This window comes from Bartonella sp. HY328 (genome assembly GCF_025449335.1).
Taxonomy (GTDB): Bacteria; Pseudomonadota; Alphaproteobacteria; order Rhizobiales; family Rhizobiaceae; genus HY038.
In genome coordinates, this window is record NZ_CP104883.1 from 545,001 (window position 1) to 565,839 (window position 20,839).

At 41.0% G+C, this 20,839-nt stretch carries 16 protein-coding genes; 8 read left to right on the forward strand and 8 right to left on the reverse strand.

Annotated features, from left to right (window positions below):
- Nucleotides 1-40 precede the first annotated feature (40 nt).
- The 6 genes from N5852_RS02220 to N5852_RS02245 all read right to left on the reverse strand — a co-directional run bounded on the left by N5852_RS02220 (nt 41) and on the right by N5852_RS02245 (nt 9,668).
- The gene (locus N5852_RS02220) at nt 41-1,276 is read right to left on the reverse strand and encodes a porin (protein ID WP_262098740.1); all 1,236 of its coding nucleotides are present in this window, start codon (nt 1,274-1,276) and stop codon (nt 41-43) included.
- A 396-nt stretch (nt 1,277-1,672) separates the two neighbouring features.
- The gene (locus tag N5852_RS02225) at nt 1,673-3,064 is read right to left on the reverse strand and encodes a histidine-type phosphatase (RefSeq protein WP_262098741.1); all 1,392 of its coding nucleotides are present in this window, start codon (nt 3,062-3,064) and stop codon (nt 1,673-1,675) included.
- A 308-nt stretch (nt 3,065-3,372) separates the two neighbouring features.
- Nucleotides 3,373-6,633 (reverse strand): error-prone DNA polymerase, encoded by a 3,261-nt coding sequence (locus tag N5852_RS02230; protein ID WP_262098742.1) that lies wholly within the window; start codon nt 6,631-6,633, stop codon nt 3,373-3,375.
- A 19-nt stretch (nt 6,634-6,652) separates the two neighbouring features.
- On the reverse strand, nt 6,653-8,221 hold the full coding sequence (locus N5852_RS02235) for a Y-family DNA polymerase (RefSeq protein ID WP_262098744.1): 1,569 nt from the start codon (nt 8,219-8,221) through the stop codon (nt 6,653-6,655).
- Nucleotides 8,121-8,975, reverse strand: coding sequence for an ImuA family protein (locus N5852_RS02240; RefSeq protein ID WP_262098745.1), 855 nt, complete (start codon nt 8,973-8,975; stop codon nt 8,121-8,123). The genes N5852_RS02235 and N5852_RS02240 overlap by 101 nt, the downstream gene beginning before the upstream one ends.
- A 192-nt stretch (nt 8,976-9,167) precedes the next feature.
- Complete coding sequence (locus N5852_RS02245; protein WP_262098746.1) at nt 9,168-9,668, reverse strand: DUF2938 domain-containing protein; 501 nt, start codon at nt 9,666-9,668, stop codon at nt 9,168-9,170.
- A gap of 179 nt (nt 9,669-9,847) precedes the next feature.
- On the opposite strand from N5852_RS02245, the gene N5852_RS02250 reads away from it, so the two are divergent.
- Nucleotides 9,848-10,498: an ArsR/SmtB family transcription factor gene (locus N5852_RS02250; RefSeq protein WP_262098747.1), complete on the forward strand. Its 651-nt coding sequence runs from the start codon at nt 9,848-9,850 to the stop codon at nt 10,496-10,498.
- A gap of 142 nt (nt 10,499-10,640) precedes the next feature.
- On the opposite strand, the gene hrcA is transcribed toward N5852_RS02250, so the two are convergent.
- The gene (gene hrcA, locus N5852_RS02255; protein ID WP_262098749.1) at nt 10,641-11,711 is read right to left on the reverse strand and encodes a heat-inducible transcriptional repressor HrcA; all 1,071 of its coding nucleotides are present in this window, start codon (nt 11,709-11,711) and stop codon (nt 10,641-10,643) included.
- Between the two features lie 384 nt (nt 11,712-12,095).
- Here hrcA and rph point away from each other — a divergent pair, with 384 nt between their 5' ends.
- Genes rph through N5852_RS02275 form a run of 4 tightly spaced genes read left to right on the forward strand, consistent with a single transcriptional unit; the run spans nt 12,096 to nt 15,686 of the window.
- Nucleotides 12,096-12,818: a ribonuclease PH gene (rph, locus tag N5852_RS02260; protein ID WP_262098750.1), complete on the forward strand. Its 723-nt coding sequence runs from the start codon at nt 12,096-12,098 to the stop codon at nt 12,816-12,818.
- A 17-nt stretch (nt 12,819-12,835) separates the two neighbouring features.
- A complete protein-coding gene (locus tag N5852_RS02265) occupies nt 12,836-13,480 on the forward strand; it encodes a non-canonical purine NTP pyrophosphatase (RefSeq protein ID WP_262098751.1) in 645 nt (214 codons plus the stop codon).
- Nucleotides 13,480-14,625: a radical SAM family heme chaperone HemW gene (gene hemW / locus N5852_RS02270; RefSeq protein WP_262098752.1), complete on the forward strand. Its 1,146-nt coding sequence runs from the start codon at nt 13,480-13,482 to the stop codon at nt 14,623-14,625. The genes N5852_RS02265 and hemW overlap by 1 nt, the downstream gene beginning before the upstream one ends.
- A 35-nt stretch (nt 14,626-14,660) precedes the next feature.
- On the forward strand, nt 14,661-15,686 hold the full coding sequence (locus N5852_RS02275; protein ID WP_262098753.1) for a hypothetical protein: 1,026 nt from the start codon (nt 14,661-14,663) through the stop codon (nt 15,684-15,686).
- A gap of 66 nt (nt 15,687-15,752) precedes the next feature.
- On the opposite strand, the gene N5852_RS02280 is transcribed toward N5852_RS02275, so the two are convergent.
- On the reverse strand, nt 15,753-16,661 hold the full coding sequence (locus N5852_RS02280; RefSeq protein ID WP_262098754.1) for a DMT family transporter: 909 nt from the start codon (nt 16,659-16,661) through the stop codon (nt 15,753-15,755).
- Between the two features lie 242 nt (nt 16,662-16,903).
- On the opposite strand from N5852_RS02280, the gene N5852_RS02285 reads away from it, so the two are divergent.
- From N5852_RS02285 to N5852_RS02295, 3 genes are all read left to right on the forward strand, one after another.
- Nucleotides 16,904-18,334, forward strand: a complete 1,431-nt coding sequence (locus N5852_RS02285) for an aminotransferase-like domain-containing protein (RefSeq protein WP_262098756.1) — start codon at nt 16,904-16,906, stop codon at nt 18,332-18,334.
- Nucleotides 18,335-18,599: 265 nt separating this feature from the next.
- Nucleotides 18,600-19,598, forward strand: coding sequence for a complex I NDUFA9 subunit family protein (locus tag N5852_RS02290; protein ID WP_262098757.1), 999 nt, complete (start codon nt 18,600-18,602; stop codon nt 19,596-19,598).
- Nucleotides 19,599-19,798: 200 nt separating this feature from the next.
- Nucleotides 19,799-20,839: a 3-carboxy-cis,cis-muconate cycloisomerase gene (locus N5852_RS02295; protein ID WP_262098758.1), complete on the forward strand. Its 1,041-nt coding sequence runs from the start codon at nt 19,799-19,801 to the stop codon at nt 20,837-20,839.

The window sequence follows — 20,839 nt, forward strand, 5'->3', positions numbered from 1 at the left end:
ATTTTTCACAGCCTATATTCTAGGTCCTGAAATTAAGGGATTAAAATGAGCGTTGGAGACGGATGATACCAGCAACAGCATGGCGTCCTTTTTGCGATTGTTGTACGCTATAAAGACCATCATTGGTTTTATAACCATAGTCATTATTAAAATTTGCATAGGCAATTTCAGGTGTTAGCACGAGGCCAGACGTAATTTTAATTTTAACATTGGCAGATGTGACAAAAGTACCAGCATCTTCGTAAGCTGCTTGATAATTAAACGACAGCTTTTTAGAAATATCATAAGTGCCGCCAATCCAAGCAGCCCAATCGCCGCCCCAATCGCCATAGGCGCTATTAATCTGGCGATAAACGCCTAATCGACGGCTACCATCAGCAAAGGTTTTTATGCCATTGCTACCAAATGATTTATCAACATTATAATAATCATCAGCAGTTTTATAGGCAACCATTGCCCAGAAAAAAGCTTTATCTGTGAGTTGCAGATTAAGTCGCACGCGCATTGCCCATTCTTGATAATAGGAATCATACGCGGCAACACCAGCAATAGAACCCCGTTTTTGGCTATATTTTAAACCTGTCACAATATGGGGGGTATAGTCGTCAATTTGTTGGCGTAGCGCATAGGCATGGCTTACAAATGGTTTGCCGTTATTATCCATACTATATTGATAGCCAGTGCTTTCACTACCATAGCCTTGTTCAAGCGCAATAATCGCAGAAATGCCGTTTTTATTCTTATAGGTATAGCTAATCGCATTGGTGCGATGGCTTGCTGGCCCGATGACATCGTCTGTCAAAACATCGCCATAACCGTCGGTCCATTCATAAAAAGCGGTTTCAGTAAGGCCAATGCGCACGCCCGCAAGATCAATATAACCGCGCCGTAATTGGCCAGCAGAACCATCCTTACCATCTTTCCATTCCGAGCGCAGGCTGATTAAAGTGGTCATCGTTCCAAGTTCGGTATCGGATTTTGTTTCAAATTTTAATTCAGCACGGGTTTTTGAGCGATATGTGTCATTCTGGTCTCCAAAAGCTTTGCTGACCGTTTCGCCACCAACATCGTCACCAACTGCAATTTCATGGCGGACATAGCCAGAAATCTTCATACAGGTTTCAGTGCCAGGAATATAATAATAGCCTTTGCCATAAGCATCGCAAACACGAACATAATCAATCGGCTCAGCTGTTGGAGCATCTTGAGCTTGTGCATTGTGAAACAAAGCTATTGATAATAAACTGGCTGGCAAAATTGCCTTTAAAGGCTTCATTGTTTAGGTCCTGACAAAGAGCGTTCATGGTGCATCACAAAATTGCAATTTGTAAAATAAGCAATAAATATCCTTTGTTAACCTTGCTAGAGGATAACATCATTGCTGATTTTGTTTTAGCAAACTTTATAATGATTAAAGTGTAATATTTTCTATGTTATGTATTTTTGAAATTATATTAAATCTTGAGTAATAATTAAAAGATTTATTTTAATTGGTGAAAATACTAATAATTGCTCTATAGATCAAAATTATTACATTTTTTTTACAAATATAAATTAAAATAGGATTTTTGTATTCTAAACATTAAATATTTTTGGGCTGTTCGGACATTTTGAAGTATTTTTAAAATGTCCGAATTTAGTTTTATGATTATGTTTGGCCAAAATTTAACTATTACTTATAAAGATCAATTTTATGTTCAAATTGTTGGATTTGGGCATTGTTACGTTCAATAAATTGATCAAGACGGCAAAGTTGTTGTTCTTTATCTTTTATACAAGATGCGTTGCCAAAATCTTGTGATAATGGAGCATTATCGCCATTAAGCTCAGTCAAGTTGCGCCATTGATCAAGCGAGCGTGCCGCAAATGAAACATTGATGGCATAGACTTTATTGACATCATCATAATAACGCTTAAAAATAAGCATGCCGCCGGGTGGAATGTCATTGGCTGGATAATTACCAAGATGCCAATTGGCATCCACAATGGTTTGGATTTGTGATATATTGGTATCATGGCCTACAAAAACCACCAAAGGTGCGTTGAGGCGATCATAGGTGTTTGTTTTTTGATCTGCAGTCCCTGCCGCTAATGCATTTAAGATTTGCCCCATTAAAACATGGCCACCATGGGTTGCAATTTCTTTCGTATTGCTAACAAGATCATATTTTGCGGCATGCAAAACCATTAATTTTGCAACATCGTCAGAATTTTTAACATTGCCAAAGGCAACATTTTCCAAGGGCAAGCCTTCGCTATATTGTAGGCGGATCGTCTCGGCAATGGTGCTACCAGCTGATACCGGGCCAGTTAATTTATACTTGCCCGGCTTTTCACTTTTAAAGCCCCATTTTTCATCAAGAAATTTACAATCATCGCTTTTATCGCCGCATACCGCGGCTCTTAAACGGGCAACATCATCAGCATATTTTTTTTCTGCCGCTTCTGGTGAGCCACCCATCGCAGCAAGGACCTGTTGTTCAACGATTTTAGGATCAGGTTGGGCAAGCTCTAAATCAACGGCTTGGAAAAGCGGGTCATCTGTTTCAAGCTTTAAATGTTGAGGGGCAACACCGCAACCTGGAAACATGCCATCCCCAACTGCTTGCGCTGTGGCAACTGTTCTTTGCACTGGGCTTGCCCATAAAAAATAGTCTTTAGAAGTTGGGCAGCCATTGGCAATAGGCAAGCCTTCAGCTCGCCATGTATCAAGCATATAGTTCGATTGCTGAACAATGCCAGCATAGCCATGGCCAGTTAAAAAGCCATCGGGTACAATCCATTTTGGCCATTGACGGCCAGTATTTTCTTCAAGCTTTTTGGTGTTGGTTTGCGGCCTAACGCCATGGCGCATTAAAACCACCACCTTATCTAATTTAAAATTGGGCGCAAGTTTAGTGCGCATATCATCACTAACATATTGCGCATGAGCTTGGTTGCTGATTGCCGATATTGCAAGGACACTACCAATAATAGCTGCGCTTGCTAGTGTTTTTACCATCAGCTTAGATAAACCAAAGGATGTTTTTATCTCACGAGCAGGTTTTGAAATATCAGATGACATAATGACCCCAGATGAATTTTTAAATTGGTAATGAATAAAAGAAGTACTATTCTAAATCCGCTATACTCTTTGCTTTTGCTTATGAAAAAATTAGGTGCATCATTCAAACTATACACTGCTATTGGCATAATTTTTTAAATTAGCTATTTTCAATAAAAGCTCAGCGTGTTGAATATTCTATCAAGATTACAGTTAAGTGACAGTCTTATTTTTCTTTCCCAAAATTCAATTGAACAGAGTTCAATTGATAATTGTCTTAAGTTTAACGGTGGATACTGCTGTGATGAAGCTTTACCGCATCTATTTTACTAATGGAAATCACGCGATTTCGGCAAAATGCGTACCTGTCGTGGATGGCGTGCGTTATTATTATCATTATCAGTGAAGCGCTCGGGCATCTGGGCAAGATTTAACAGCTCACTTGTTTGGTCAATAATTTTCTTCGCCACCACATGCACCACGCCTGATGACGCATCACGCTCAACATGACCATGCACCTCGATTAATTTTGCACTCATCACCTCGCGGCGAAATTGCGCCAAAACTTTTGTCCACACCACGATATTGGCAATGCCGCTTTCGTCCTCAATGGTTAAAAATACTACGCCTTTTGCGCTGCCAGGTCTTTGCCGCACGGTTACAATGCCGCAAATTTTAACTCTTGTACCATGGTTACAATTTTGTGTAGCGCTTACACAATCAATAACTTGCCTTTTTGCCAAATTGGCTCGCAAAAAACTAACCGGATGGGCTTTTAGCGATAGGCGTGTGGTTTCATAATCGGCAATCACCTGTTCACTTAGTTCCATCACTGGCAATATTGTTTTTTCTTCCATACCAATATCTTGAGCATTTACTTGTTTAAACAGCGGCAAGGTTTCATCATCGGGTAAGCGCCGCGTTGCCCATAGGCTTTCACGTCGATCAAGATTGAGCGAGCGGAAACAATCGGCATCGGCTAAAAGATTATAGGCGCGCCGTGGCAGAGCAAGACGGTGATGCATTTCTTCAATGGAATGAAAGTCACCGTTTTCTTGCCGGTTTTTTGCAATGATTTCTGCCCATTGTCGTGAAAATCCGTTAATTTGCCGAAAGCCTAAACGTACGGGAAAAAAACATTGCTGGGATTGTTTTGCGTCCTTTTTTTCCAAATGATTATCCCAAAAGGAAAGATTGATATCAATCGGCTTAATCATCACACCATGCTCTCTTGCATCGCGGATAATTTGCGCTGGTGCATAAAATCCCATCGGCTGCGAATTTAATAAAGCGCAGGCAAAGACGTCAGGATAATGGCATTTTAAAAATGCCGAAACGTAAACAAGATGGGCAAAGCTTGCTGCATGACTTTCGGGAAAGCCATATTCGCCAAAGCCTTCAATTTGTTTAAAGCAGTTTTGAGCAAAACCAATATCATAGCCACGCTTTACCATGCCGCCAATCATCTTGCCGCCAAGACTGCTTAATTTACCCGTGCGGCGAAAGGTTGCCATGGCGCGGCGTAAATCATTGGCTTCATCAGGGGAAAATCCAGCCGCATCAATAGCAATACGCATCGCCTGCTCTTGAAAAAGCGGAACCCCAAGAGTTTTATTTAATACTTGTTTTAATTCGTCCTTTGGGCCAAAAGCCGGATCGGGGGACGGGAAGGAAACTTGCTCTTGCCCATTGCGGCGGCGTAAATAAGGATGCACCATGTCGCCCTGAATGGGGCCAGGTCGGACGATGGCAACTTGAATAACCAAATCATAAAAATTTTGTGGCCTAAGACGTGGCAACATATTTATTTGCGCGCGGCTTTCTACCTGAAAGACGCCGATGGAGTCGCCTTTTTGTAGCATGGCATATGTTTGTTCATCATTGGCTGGTAAAGTGTAAAGACCATGATTGATGTGGTAAAACTGCTTTAACGATATAAAAGCCTTACGGATCATGGTTAGCATACCAAGAGACAAAACATCTACTTTCATCAGTTTAATTTCGTCAATATCATCCTTATCCCATTCAATAAAAGTGCGATTTTCCATAGCGGCAGGGCCAATGGGTACAATTTCATCAAGGCGTTCACGAGATAAAACAAAGCCACCAACATGCTGCGATAAATGGCGCGGAAACCCAATCAGCTCACCAACAAGTTGTAAGGCAAGGTAAATACGCGGATTATCAGGATCAAGACCAGCTTTTTGTATATGCTCGCCTTTGGCCTCTCCGCCATGAGATCCCCATATCGTACCGGCAATAGCATTGGATATATCTTCACCAAGGCTTAGAACTTTACACACGTCTCTAATTGCACTTCGTGCGCGATAGCTAATAACAGTTGCAACTATGGCTGCTTTTTCTAAACCATAACGGCGGTAAATATATTGCATCACTTCTTCACGCCGCTCATGCTCAAAATCAACATCAATATCGGGAGGTTCATCGCGTGCTTTTGAAATAAAACGCTCAAACAAGAGATCTATTTCATTGGGATTAACATTGGTGATACCAAGGCAATAGCAGATGGCAGAATTGGCCGCCGATCCGCGCCCTTGGCATAAAATGCCCTGTTTTTTTGCAAAAGAAACAATATCATAAACAGTTAAAAAATAAGGTGCGTAATTAAGTTCATCAATTAAAGTAAGTTCTTTTTGAATAATGGCAGTAATTTTATCTGGAATTGCATTTTTATAACGCTCATTTGCGCCTTGCCAAGTAAGATCGCTTAAATAGTTTTGCGGATCTTTGCCTTGTGGCACTGGCTCATCAGGATAGCTATAGGAAATTTCATCGAGTGAAAAATGAATGGGCGTAACAAAGTCTTGTTGCGCTAAAAGACTATCAGCATAATTGCGGTAAATTCGCTGCAATTCGATTATCGGCTTCATATGTCTTTCAGCATTTTTAGCAAGCTGATAGCCAGCTTCATCAAGACTTGTATGTAAGCAAATTGCGGTAAGAACATCTTGCAATGGTCTGCGCTCGCTACGATGATAAAGAATATCTGTCGTGGCAATGAGCGGAATATTTACCTGTTGGCTAAGGGTCAGTAATTTAGCCGCCCGCCTTTGATCGCTGCCCATATAGGCCATATCAAGAGCAAGCCAAACTTGCCTTGGTGCAGCATTGACAATTAGCAATAATTGGCTTTTTAAAGTTTCAATCTCTTTAATAGTGGGAATGGTTGCTGGTGCAATCGTAATAATTTGGAAAAACCGCGCGCGAAAGCAAAAATCTGCCCAGCTAATATGGCACTGCCCTTTGATTTGTGAGCGCATTTTTCCTTCACTTAATAAGCGGCAAAGCTGGCCATAGGCTGCACGGTCACGCGGATAAACAATTAAATCCGGCATATTATCGGTAAATTGCAAGCGGCAGCCGACAAAATAGCGAAAATCTGGATTTTCTTGCTGTATTTTGCGTGCTGCGGTCAAGCCACGAATAATTCCGGCAAGACTATTAATATCGGCAAGGCCAATGCCGCTATATCCAAGCTTTGCAGCTTCCTCAATCAGCTCATGGGGGTGGGATGCGCCTTGCAAAAATGAATAATTGCTGCGTGTGACCATTTCAAAAATTGCAACCATTTTGGGCTACCTTGAATTTTTAAGCAAATAGGCCATGCAAAAACCATTTTGGCGAAGATTTTTCGCTGTAAAGTCCATAGCGAAAAATCCAAAAACGCCGGCCAATTTCATCTTCCACCCGATAATAATCACGGGTGGGTGCAGAATTTTTCCACCATTCTGCACCAATACGCTCCGGCCCTTCAGCAAGGCGGATACGGTGTAAAACACGCCGCCAACGAAAAGAGGCAGGTGGGCTATCGGGAACGGCAGCCACGACATCAATCGGTTGCGGCGGCACAAAAATGCGGCAGGGGCGTTCTGCGGCCTCTTGATTTTGGGCAAAAAACATTGCCTCATCAAAATGATCTGTTTTTACCTTGCCGGCATAAAGCGCAGGTTGCCATGCAAAGGCTTTTTCGGGGATATGGCTTTGGTGAAGCTCAAGACGTAAAACCTGATTATGGCCTAAACGAGTTGAAAGTCTGTCAATAAAGCTAGTAATTTCACTATTATCTTGGGATTTTACAAATAGATTTTGCTCCACTGCAATAATTTTTTCACATTCAAGAGCTGCAAAAGCAAAAGCATCAAAACCATAACCAATATCCAGTGGCGTTGCCAAAGATGTAAGTCGTTCTTTAATTAGCCGCATCAATTGCGCCGCTTCATTTAAGGGCTTACTTGTTTCAATGGCAATGATTTGCCGTGCACCATCAACTCTGAAAAATGCAATATGGATAAGTTTTGCACCTTCACCGCGATCACGCAATTTTTTACAAAAATCTTGTGCTAGCGGTTCTAATACGACAATCATCTGATCTTCGTTCATCACGGGATCATTAAGGCGACCAATTTTATAGCATAAAGGTTTAGGCGTAATGGGTGAAATGGGGTGATGTTTTTGCCCATAGAGTAATTGTAATTTAGTAACTGGTACTGCGCCAAATCGGGCATTTAATGCAGCGGGTTTTAAATTGCGTATTGCACCAATTGTTTTAAAGCCAGCCTTGGTCAAGTCATGATAAATTGCCTCCTCAAGCTCTAAGGCTTTAAGTGGCATTATATCAAGTGTAGGAGCTAAATTTTGCTTTTCAATAATTCCACCCTTGCCAAAACGCGCAAAAATACGTGCAGCATGGGGTGTCGTCGTGATAGCGGCTTTGGTTTCAAACCCCAAATTTTGATAAAATTCTATAATTCTATCAAGCATATTTTTTGCGCCACCAAAAAGATGATCGCAACCAGTAATATCGAGCATTAAACCAAAGGGAAGATTATAGGCAATAAGCGGCGTAAAACGCTCTGCCGCTTCGGCCAGCCATTTTAAACAAGCATTATCCTTATGCGGCTCGCTCATTTGTACTTCAAACTCTGGAAAAATGGCTTTAGCTTCGCTCATGCTTTGGCCAATATAAAGTCCTTTTGCTGCTGCCTGCCGGTTAATGGCGGTGATAACTAGCCCCGATGCCTGACGGCTAATTAAAGCCAAGGCATTGTTTTCACTCTTAACTGGCGTGTTTTTTTGCCTTGAACGCGTGATCCGATTGGTTGGTAGGTATGGAAAATAAAGGGCGAGATAAAGTCGGTTCACTAAAGGTTTTGTCATGAAAGTTCCATTCCATAGACCAATGGCCAATGCCGCCAGAGCGGTTACGAATAAGTTCAACATCAAAAAAAGGCGCACCGGGTGCCATTGCTCCCGATGAGATTGATTGGCCACTTGCTATGCGCCAACGTGTAAAAGCACTGCTGGTTTTGGGGGCGTTTTTGGCCATAAGCATGAAAGCTGGAATATTGTTTTTTTCACTGGCAAGATGCAGACGACGGCTGGTGGTAAAATCCAATGCTTTGCAACTATCTGATAGGCTTAAAACAACACCGCTAATATTTTTTAATTGTAGTGCGTCATCACCAGCTTTTAAAACATCGGTTAAATGGGCGCAGCGGATAAGGATTAATTGCGAAGGGTCAAGCCCCATAGCAATAATGCCATAGGGATTTAAACCACCATATTCAAACAAAATGCCATCATCTTCAATCCAGATCAGCGGTTGTAAGCTTGGACCTTTATTGGCACGTAAAATTAAAGCTAACACAAAACCATAAGCGGCTTGCCAATGAGATGGGGCAGGGACAATTTCATGTAATGATCCACGCAAAATTGGCTTTATAATCTCATCTGCTTCACTTAAACCTAAACAAAAATGGGTAAATTCAACATTATTTAGGCTTTGATGATTATAATTTGCATCCGCTTTATGGAAATGGTCTATTTGATTATTTGATAAAATCTGCGCAGCTGGACGGCCTTCCATTTTGGCAATTTGCTGACGCAATTTGTTTAAATTAGCTTGATCCATGCTCGACTCACATTTAATATGTTCTTGTTTTGTTCCTTATGCTGGATAAAGCAAAAAGAGTCAAGAATGCAAATGTGATGGCCATTTTATGGTAATGAGTGCATCAGAAAAATTAAGAGTTAAATCTATGATATAATAATTAAAAAACCATATTTCATTTTTCTATTTAGCGGGGTTATCTGTTTGATATTTTTAATGTAGATATAGAGGTAGAAATATTAAAGCTGCAATATAAAGACCTAAGCCAAATGATAAATGCGCATTTAAACTTTTAACACGAGCTATAAAAGGTTGCGGGGTTTTATTGGCTGCAAAGCCAAAACCAAATGCTGGTTGCATGATAAAAAAAGGCATGACTGTACTTATCAAGCCCATGACTAAAGCAGGCCAAAGGCTTGGGTGTTGTAGCCAGTTTTTACCAGTAAAATAGATTAAAATTGCTGCAAAAATAATGCCTATAAGATAATGAGAAAACCATCCTAATATTTTTTCGCCCGCGATCGGTTGGCTTTTTAAAATATTATTGTGGCTTAATTGGCCGTGGCGCATATGACCAATTAAGCGGCCAACTAAACGATAATCAAGAGATGAAATAGCAAATATTTTTTTTAAAAATAATGCCCATAAATCCATAATCAATGTTGCACCGATGCCAATAATTATGATTGAAAAAAATAAATCAAAGTCATTCATAAATATTGCCCCCTTAATCATTCAATCAATATATTGAATGATTAATTTATGGTAATGACAATGTCAATAAAATATTATATAGAGTGCTAAAGGTGTATTGTTTGGTTTTTCAAAAATTGTGTGACAGAGGCAAACAAGAATTTATATAATTTTTTTATTGTTTAAATGAAGAATTTATCATGACGAAAATTGAGCTTATATATATGGAAAAAATGGCTGATATTGCAAAAACTTTAGGGCATAGCCATCGTTTAAGTTTATTGAACCATATTGCTCAAGCAGAACGTTCCGTTGAGGTTTTGGCAGAGCTTTGCCATTTGTCTATTGCCAATGCATCGCAGCATTTACAACATTTGCGTCGAGCTGGTTTTGTTAAAACCCGTCGCGAGGGTAAAAATATTCATTACCGTTTGGGCGATGGACCAATAAATGGCCTTTTATTGTCTCTACGTGATTATGTTGAGTTCCAGCAAGTGGCTATGCAGCAAGTTATCAATGATAGTATCAGTAAACTTTCTAAGTTAGAAGCTGTTTCGATTGAACAATTATTGGCTGATATGCATGATCAAAGCATCGTGGTTTTGGATGTGCGCTCACATGAAGAATATACAAGCGGCCATTTGGTTGGCGCGATCAATATTCCAACGGCTGAACTAGGACAACGCTTATCAGAATTACCGCTTAAGAGTTATATTGTCGCTTATTGTCGTGGGCCTTATTGTGTTTTATCGACTGAGGCAGTGCGTATGCTCAATTCTAAGGGATATAAGGCGAAGCGTTTAGCTGCTGGATTTCCCGAATGGAAAGCAGCAGGCTTACCCATAGGATAAAATATCTCATAAAATTATTGAATGTTTCTTGTTAAGTGCAATTAATGATTTGGTGATCAAATCGAAGATAAATTTTTTATGCTTAAAAACAATGAATACTCAATAAAGAATTAAAATTTTAGACCTAAATTGAAGAATGAACTTAACGCAATAAGCGTGAGACAAGTTGCGCGGTATAATCAACCATCGGCACAATGCGCGCATAATTAAGGCGTGTTGGGCCAATAACGCCTAAAGCACCAATGACCTTTTCATTGCTATCACGAAAAGGAGCAACCACCACCGATGAACCTGATAGGGAAAATAATTTATTTTCAGAGCCGATAAAAATACGCACGCCCGATGCTTCCTCGGCAAGGTCAAGCAATTGCACCATGCCATCGCGGGTTTCCAAATCATCAAACAAATTGCGTAAACGCTCAATATCTTCCTTGGCGTGAATATCTTCTAATAAATTTGCGCGGCCGCGCACAATAAGGCGCGCTGGCATATCAGCACTGACGCCGCCCCAAACTGCAAGGCCATTATCGACCAATTGCTGGGAAAGCGTATCGAGATTGGCACGTGTTTCATCACGTTCACGGGCAATATCATCACGCACTTCGTTTAAGCTTCGTCCCTTAATGTGGGCATTAAGGTAATTACTGGCTTCCGCTAATTGTGAATGGGTAACGCCTTCTGGCAATTCTACGATACGGTTTTCAACCTCGCCATTTTGATTAACCAGTACAACTAAAGCGCGGCGCGGATCAAGGCGCACAAATTCAATATGCTTTAATGATCCATCGGATTTAGTTGCTAAAACAAGCCCCGCGCCGCGCGATAAACCAGAAAGCACTTGGCTTGCCTCGGTTAAAAATTGTTCAACCGACTGGCTGGAACCTGCAGCATGCACTTGCTCTTCAATATGTTTGCGTTCATTGGCTGGTAAATCACCAACTTCCATAAAAGCATCAACAAAAAAACGTAAGCCAAGCTCAGTTGGCATGCGACCGGCGGAAATATGCGGTGCATAAATAAGGCCTGATTGTTCCAAATCGCTCATGACATTGCGAATAGTAGCTGGCGATAAGGACGAGGTTAAATTGCGAGATAAATTACGTGAGCCTACCGGCTCTCCATCGGTTAAATAGCTTTCAACAATGCGGCGAAAAATCTCGCGAGAGCGCTCATCCATTTCACCCAATCCCATTGTATCAAAAACCGATGACATGATATTAAACCCAAAACCTTTTTGTTCGCTTTAAGCACGGTTAAAACAGCGCATAAATATATTGCTTTATATATAGCTATTTAAAAAAATAGGATCAATAATTATAAATTATTGATAGGGCCATGTATTTATAAAAAGCAAAGCAAACGATTACAATTGTCCACACCAATATAGTCAAATCATAACAAAAAATGAAAAAAAAATCAAAATACGCATTTGTTTATTTAATTTCAAAGTCTAATAGTTTAAACGTGAAAATCTGCTTTTGGTATTTTATGAAAGCAGCTACATCTTATATTGTCCCCGTGCCCGTTGATAGATCAAGTTCTTAAGAATTGCATCTTTCAATATCTTTCATGGCATAAAATTAGAAAGGCCTTTTCCATGCGTCATTCCAACCGTTCCAATGATCAAATGCGACCAATTTCTTTTGAACGGGGGGTCAATAAACACGCTGAAGGCTCATGTTTGGTTAAATTTGGCGATACTCATGTTTTATGTACGGCAAGCTTGGAAGAGCGCGTTCCTGGTTGGATGCGTAATACGGGTAAAGGTTGGATAACAGCTGAATATGGCATGTTGCCACGTTCAACCAACGACCGCATGCGCCGTGAAGCGTCATCAGGTAAGCAAGGTGGTCGCACACTTGAAATTCAGCGTCTTATTGGCCGCTCATTGCGCGCTGTTGTTGATTTGCAAGCCTTGGGTGAAATGCAAATTACCGTTGATTGCGATGTATTGCAGGCTGATGGCGGCACTCGTACCGCTGCTATTACCGGTGGCTTCATCGCACTTTATGATTGCTTTGCTTTGATGGAAAAACGCCAGATCGTTCGCGTCGAGCGCGTATTGAAAGATCATGTTGCAGCAATTAGCTGTGGCATTATTGGCGGCGAGCCAATGATTGATCTTGATTATAATGAAGATTCAACCGCTGGAACAGACGCCAATTTTGTGATGACTGGTAAGGGCGGTATTGTTGAAATTCAAGGCACTGCTGAAGGTGAGCCTTTCTCACAAGACCAGTTCGACAGTCTTTTAAAGCTTGCCCGTAATGGCATCAACCAATTGGTTGAATTGCAAAAACAGGCAATTGCTAAAGTTTAAAAATGTGTGGCTTAAAAATGCGTACATTAGATACAAAAGATATTATTGTTGCCACTCATAATGCTGGCAAGGTAAAGGAAATTGCCGAGCTTATTGGTCCATTTGGCTTTCATACCAAATCAGCCGGAGAGCTTGGTTTACCTGAGCCTGTTGAGACGGGCACCACTTTTGAGCAAAATGCCTATATCAAAGCATTTGCTGCCGCCAAAGCGACTGGCTTGCCAGCCTTGTCAGATGATTCTGGTTTAGAAGTTGATAGCCTTAATAAAGAGCCAGGTGTCTATACGGCTGATTGGGCTATTCAAGCCGATGGTAGCCGTGATTTTGCTCATGCTATGCAAAAGGTGGAAACTGCCTTGCATAAAAAAGGCGCAGTGCGTGATGAGCAACGTCATGGCCGCTTTGTGAGTGTGCTTTGCCTTGCTTGGCCTGATGGTCATGCCGAATATTTCCGTGGGGAAATTGAAGGCATAATTGTTTGGCCACCGCGTGGTGATCAAGGTTTTGGCTATGATCCAATTTTTCAGCCCGAAGGTTTTGATACCACTTTTGGTGAAATGTCGGCCACCCAAAAACATGGTTGGAAAAAAGGTGATAGTGAAGCGCTGTCACACCGTGCCCGTGCCTTTAAACTTTTTGCCGAAAATATGCTGGAAGATTAATGCTTGAGCCTTTTGGCATTTATATCCATTGGCCGTTTTGTGCGGCCAAATGCCCCTATTGCGATTTTAATAGCCATGTACGAATGCGCGGTATTGATGAGCCGCGCTTTCGTGCGGCTTTTTCGCGTGAAATGGCAACATTACGCGAGCGTATTGGTCATAAAACCATCACCAGTATTTTTCTTGGTGGTGGCACGCCATCCTTAATGGAACCGCAAACCGTTGCCCATTTATTAAATGAAATTGCCCGCCATTGGACAATTGAAGGTGGCGCAGAAATTACCATGGAAGCCAATCCATCAAGTGTCGAGGCAGATCGTTTCCGTGCTTATAAAAGCGCTGGGGTTAACCGTTTATCGCTTGGTGTGCAAGCGCTTGATGATGTAGAGCTAAAACGTCTTGGCCGTATTCATGATGTTAAACAAGCCATTTATGCAATTGGCCTTGCGCGTGATATTTTTCCGCGCCTGTCTTTTGACCTTATCTATGCACGCCCCAATCAAACACCGCAATCATGGGAGAGGGAGTTAAATCAAGCAATTGACCTTGCTGCTGATCATTTATCGCTTTATCAATTAACTATTGAAGAAGGCACCGCCTTTCAGCGCCTTTATGAAGCAGGAAAGTTAAAACTGCCAGAGCCTGAAGATGCAGCATTGCTTTATGACATTACCCAAAATATCACGGCCAAGCGTGGTTTGCCCGCTTATGAAATATCTAATCATGCGGTGCCGGGGGCTGAATCGCAGCATAATTTACTTTATTGGCGCTATCAGCAATATTTAGGCATTGGCCCTGGTGCGCATGGTCGTTTTATTGAAGGTGATAAGCGTACCGTTACAATAACCGAAAAATTGCCAGAAAAATGGTGCGATTTGGTTGAAGAAAAAGGCCACGGTATTATTGAGGAAGAATATTTAACCAAAGATAATCAAGCCGATGAAATGCTGCTTATGGGGCTTCGCCTTTATGAAGGGCTGGATATTTACTCGCTTGAATCCTTGCGCGGAAAGCCGCTTGATAATAAGGTGATGGCTGAATTACAAGAATATGGCCTTATTGAAATGATTGGCAATAGCCGCTTACGCGCTAGCGAAAAGGGGCGCATTTTGCTTGATCATATTATTGGAAAACTTGCCGCTTAAACGATTTTAGAAATCTAAATAAGGGTGATAAGCCAATGAGTGAAATAAAAGATAATAGCGTTGATATAGAATTACCTAAAAAGAAAATTAGGTTAAAATACGGAACGAATTGGATCATTATATTAGTATTGTCTTTTTGGACGCTTTTTACTGCGTTAGCAATATGTTTTTTAATTCTTGAGGGTAGTTACGCTGGCATTAAACGCTTATGGAACGATTGGCGCGTTTCACAAAATTACGAAATAATTCCAAATAGCTATGCTAGATATCAATGCTGGAATGATGTCGGTGATGTTGGAAAAATAATAAATTGTGGGGTGACATTTAATTTAGGTCAGCGCAATCAACAAAAATTAAATTCTCGTAGAGAACATAAGCCTTATAGTTGGTTTCGATTTTTAACTCCTGATAACCTTTCTTTATCCGGAAATTCACCAATGATAAGAAGTGTTGGTGATCCCACTAAAGTAACTTTTCTTTTTGGTGTTGAGACCTTAAAAATACGGTTTTTAACTTTTCTAGGTCAAAAACTTTTTTGGGGTATAATATTATCTGTTTTCCTTTGGGGGCTATATATTTGGTGGCGGGTTTTATATTGGCGCAGTGTGCCTAATGATGTCAGATTAAAAGTCGTCAAAATTGTTGGATATCACGATAGATGGCTTGGTAGAGTTTACTCATATTATGGTTTGACAAAAGCTGAAGTGCTTGAGGCTTTAAAAATAAACCCGACACCTAATACTTGGGTTTTTACAAAGCCACTACGCACACAGCTATCGAATAATCCGATAAGAAAAAAACAAAAACCCATTTTTTTAAGTAAAGATCAAAAATTTGGGTTAGCGATTGAAGCTAAGCAAGCAGGTGGTGGTTTTTTTCTTGACCATAATTTAACGCGGCTTGTTTTATCCAAACAGGATAAAGCAAAACTACAGGCCAGTATTAACGCCTATCAGGCGTGGATTGCCCAGCACCCAGAAGTATTGCAAAAATTTGATGCGTATATTGAAAATATGCCTGAAACTGAGCAGGATAAAATCTATAACCCACTCAAAGAATGAGTGGGTTAAAATAACCATTTGTGAAATGCAAATATTTGAATTTGTTTTTTAAGTTTTTTTATCGGCTCACGCGAAGCGTCTTGCACCAAATACGCAGCCAATAACACCCAAAGACACGATAATCATCATGAGATCGACATGTTCGTGCAAGATAACTGCCGATAATATCATGCCCATGAAGGGCTGCAATAATTGCAATTGACCAATTTTGGCAATACCGCCTTCAGCCAGTCCCTTATACCAAAAGAAAAAGCCGATAAACATTGAAAACAAGCTAACATAGGCAAGGGCTAGCCAGCCATTTATTGAAATAGCGCTTATGTCACTTGGCCAAAATGCAATGCTTAAAATAATCATGAGCGGGAGCGAAACTATCAAAGCATAGGAGATAACCAATGGGCCACCAAGACGGCGTGATAGTTTAGCACCTTCAGCATAACCAAGGCCCGCTGAAATTATCGCGAGGAGCATATAGATATCACCCATTGGTGCAGCTGAAAAACCCTGCAATAGTGAGTAAGCAACAATACATAAACTACCAATAATTGCAAAAAACCAAAATAACGGCTTGGGACGCTCGCCTGCACGCAACACCGCAAAAATTGCCGTCATTAAAGGTAAAAGTGCGGTAAATACTAAGGAATGGGCAGATGTTATATGCTGTAACGCAAGGGCAGTGAATAAAGGAAAGCCAACAACAATACCAAGAGCGGTTAGGATAAGGCTAAAAATATCGTGTTTTTGTGGCAGTTTGGCTTTAAGTAAATAAACCACCAAAATTGCGCAAATGCCAGCAATGGTGGCACGTGCCGTGGTTAAAAAATATGGATTCATATCCAAAACGCCAATGCGAGTTGCGGGCAGGGAGCCGGCAAAAATAGCCACACCTAAAAAGCCATTTAAATAACCATTGGACTGTTTGGTTTTTGTAACTGTTGGACTAACATTAGTAATATCAATTGAAGCGTCAGACATTTTTTGCCCTTATAAATCTTGTATTTTGTAACTTGCCGACAAAATTCGCCATTTTGACAAATTTACAGTGCTATTTATTCTGTCTTTTTAAGGGCTGTTGCATAAAACTACCAGATACAGTACAGTACAATTTAATTAAACTGTACTGATAAAAATCTAGGTACAATTCTGATTGTTCTTGGATTTATAAATGTCGGGTTCATTTCTGTAAGCAAGGTGAAGCAGCAGTGGAAAAAACAGCAATGAAAAAAGCAATAACAGTTAGTAATAAAGAAAAATCAATGCCGATTACGCGGGTCGAATTTGTGATAGCAGAAATTCGTGAGCGCATTGCTACACGCCACTTAAGCGCCGGCGAACGTTTGCCATCTATTCGTGGTTTTGCTGAAAAAATGGGCGTTTCAAAATCAACTGTTGTTGAAGCCTATGAGCGGCTTTGCAATGAGGGATTAATCCGTGCTAAAAAAGGCGCTGGCTTTTTTGTGTCTGGTCATAATGAGCCGTTGGATCTTGCACAAATGGGGCCGCAACTTGACCGTATGATTGATCCTTTATGGGTATCACGCCAATCGCTTGAAAGTGGTGCAGATTTTTTAAAGCCAGGCTGCGGTTGGTTGCCAAGTCATTGGTTGGCGGAAGAAATTTTGTCAAAACCCTTGCGTCAAATTGCCCGCACGAAGTCAACTGCTATGACTGATTATGGCCCAGCTCAGGGCCATATTGGTTTGCGCACACAAATTGCTCGCCGGTTAACCGATTATGGTATTGAGGCGTCGCCCGACATGATTTTACTAACTGATTGCGCGACGGGATCACTGGATTTGCTGTGCCGATTGCTTTTAGAACCGGGCGACACCGTTCTTGTCGATGATCCTTGCTATTTTAATTTTTTGGCCACCTTACGCGCCCACCGCGTAAAAACTTTTGGTGTTCCCTATTTAAGCGACGGCCCAGATGAAGTGGCTTTTGCCCAATTGGTGAGTGATCATAGTCCTAAATTATATATTACCAATTCTGCTATGCATAATCCAACAGGGGCAATTTTATCACCACTTAAAGCCCATCGCATTTTAAAAATTATTGAAAACAATCACATGATGGTTATTGAAGATGATGTTTTTGCCGATTTTGAATATGAGCCGGCGCCACGCTTTTCAGCTTTTGATGGTTTAAAACAAGTCGCATTAACGGGAAGTTTTTCTAAAACTATTTCGGCATCAATGCGCTGCGGCTATATTGTTGCACCCAAAGATTGGATGAGCAAATTGTCTGATTTGCGTATTGCAACAGCGATGGGCGGTATTAATTTTGCTGGTGAAGTTATCTATCAAATATTGAAAGATGGTAGCTATCGCCGTCATTGCGATAATTTACGCAGCAATCTTGCCCGCCTTACTTCTCGACTAGTACCGCGTTTTGAAAATATGGGCTTTAAAATTGCAATTAAACCGCAAGCAGGGATATTTATTTGGGCGCAACTGCCCAATGGGCTTGATAGTGCCGATCTTGCCCAAGATGCTTTAAAGCAAAATATTATACTTGCTCCCGGCAATGTATTTTCACTGTCGCAAACAAAATCTGGTTTTATGCGATTTAATATTGCCCAAAGCGACGATGAAAAAATTACGCGCTATTTGCAAAGCTGGTTGCATAAAAATGGGCTTAAGCAATAAGGGAATCATTTATCCATTGAGCATATGGATAAGTTAGATTTAAATGGGTAAACTTTTGTGCATTTTGATGATAAAACATTTTTTGACGAAAAATCACCGTTTAGCAGTAGAGTTTGCGTGAAGAGACTTGCGTTCATTCAAAAAAGGTTTAAATCATTAGACCAATTCCAAAACAAAACGGACATTTTGATTTATTTATGCTAGATTAGATCAAATGCATAATAAACAAATAAAATACTGGTAACTTAAAAAGCTGGAGAGCGAGATGGATCTACGACCTGATCTTTACCAACACCCTAAATTAATTACTGTTTTTGGTGGTTCGGGTTTTGTTGGGCGACATGTGGTTGAAGCTCTTACCAAGCGTGGCTATCGCGTGCGCGTTGCAGTACGCCGCCCTGAACAAGCCTATTATATGTTGCAAATTGGTGAGGTCGGTCAAACGCAAATGCTCAAAACCAATGTGCGCATTCGTGAATCGGTTGCTCGTGCTTTGATTGATGCTGATGCAGCTATTTTTCTGCCGGGTGTAATGTTTAATGCTGGCAAAAATAACTTTGACAATGTTCAACTTGCTGGTGCAAAAAATGTAGCCGAACTTGCTCAAAGTGCTGGTATTCCACTCATTCATTTATCAGCTTTAACAGGTAATGCGCCGCAATCATTAGATTATGTACGCACAAAGTATGAGGGCGAGAAAGCCGTTCGCGAAGCACATCCTGATGCAATTATCTTGCGCCCATCGGTTATTTTCGGGCCTGAAGATAATTTCTTCAATAAATTTGCTGATATGGCTCGCTTTTCGCCGTTCTTGCCTATTTTTGGGGGCGGCATGAATAAAATGCAACCAGTCTATGTTGGTGATGTTGCTGAAATGATTGCTCGCAGCATTGATGGTCAAATTGAAATGGGCAAAACTTATGAATTAGGTGGCCCTGAAGTTATGACGTTCCGCCAAATTATGCAAGAAGCCCTGCATGTTATTCGCCGCAAGCGTTTGCTCCTTTCTATCCCCTATAGTCTTGGCATATTAATGGGCGGTGTTTTTGGCTTGCTTGCAAAAATTCCGCTTATGCCTAAAATTGCAACGGCAGATCAAATCAGAATGTTGAAATTTGATAATATTGTTTCAAGTGAAGCAATAGCTGAAGGCCGCACCTTGGAAGGCGTGGGTATTAAACCACGCGCTATTGAAGCGATTTTAACCAGCTATCTATGGCGTTATCGTATTCATGGCCAGTTTTCTAAAGTGACTGCTCGCTAGACATTTTTATGTACAATTTTGCTATAAAGGGGAAAGGTTTTATAACCTTTCCCCTTTTTGCTTTTAAAATTGAAATTTTGTGCTTAACTATAACGGCAAGGTTATATTATCAATTCAATTAGTCATTTTACTTAAAATCTAATCTGCGATTAAATGGAATTTTAGAAAAAGTTCAAAATTTTAAAAAAAGGGGCTTCAAAGTGCTGGTTGATGATCTGGTTAAAGATACAGAAATAGCCGCATTTTTTACCAAAAAGGCTGAAATTACCGCAATGGTAAAGGTGGAATTTGCCCTTGCCAAGGCGCAAGAACATTACACGCTTATCACAAAGGAAGCCTTGGCAGCAATTCATGATGCTTGCCAAACATTTATCCCTGATTTAAATGGCTTTGCGGCTGCCATGGCAAAAGACGGCGTTGCTGTGCCTGAATTATTGCGACAATTGCGCCAAAATATCGCGCCGCAATTTCAAAAATCTTTGCATCTTGGCGCAACCAGCCAAGATATTATCGATACTGGCTTGATGCTGCGCCTAAGCAATATTTTGGATATTTTTGAACAGCGCATTAAAGCCTTAATTGCATTGCTTGCTGATATGCAATTCCAACAGGGCGCAACGCAACTTATGGCGCATACCCGAATGCAGGTGGCTTTGCCTTTTACCGTTTTTGACAAAATCCAGCAATGGAAGGCGCTGTTGCAGGATATTTCCGCCGATTTTGGTTTTTATCGACAAAAAATCCTGCGTTTGCAGCTTGCAGGCCCAATTGGCAATGGCAAAAGTTTTGATGGCAAAGCGACAGAAATTGCTAATTTTATGGCGAAGGATTTGGGGTTGAACTTGCCACATTCATGGCAAAGCAACCGCAAACCGATTATTGACGCGGGTCATTTATTAAGCCTTATCAGCGGTGCCCTTGGTAAAATCGGTCAAGATATCGCTTTGCTTGCCCAAAATGAGGTGGGAGAACTCGTTTTACAAGGCGGCGGCGCGTCCTCAGCCATGGCTCATAAGCATAACCCAATTGCGGCTGAAACCTTGGTGGCTATTGGACGCTTTAATGCAGGGCTTATGGGCGCGCTTCATCAATCGATGATACATGAAAATGAACGCTCTGGCGCTGCTTGGACATTAGAATGGTTGGTTTTACCACAAATATGCCAAGCAAGCGGTGCAGCGCTATTATTAGCGGCGGAGGTATTAAATGGAGCAAAGTTTATCAATACAGTAAAGGCATAA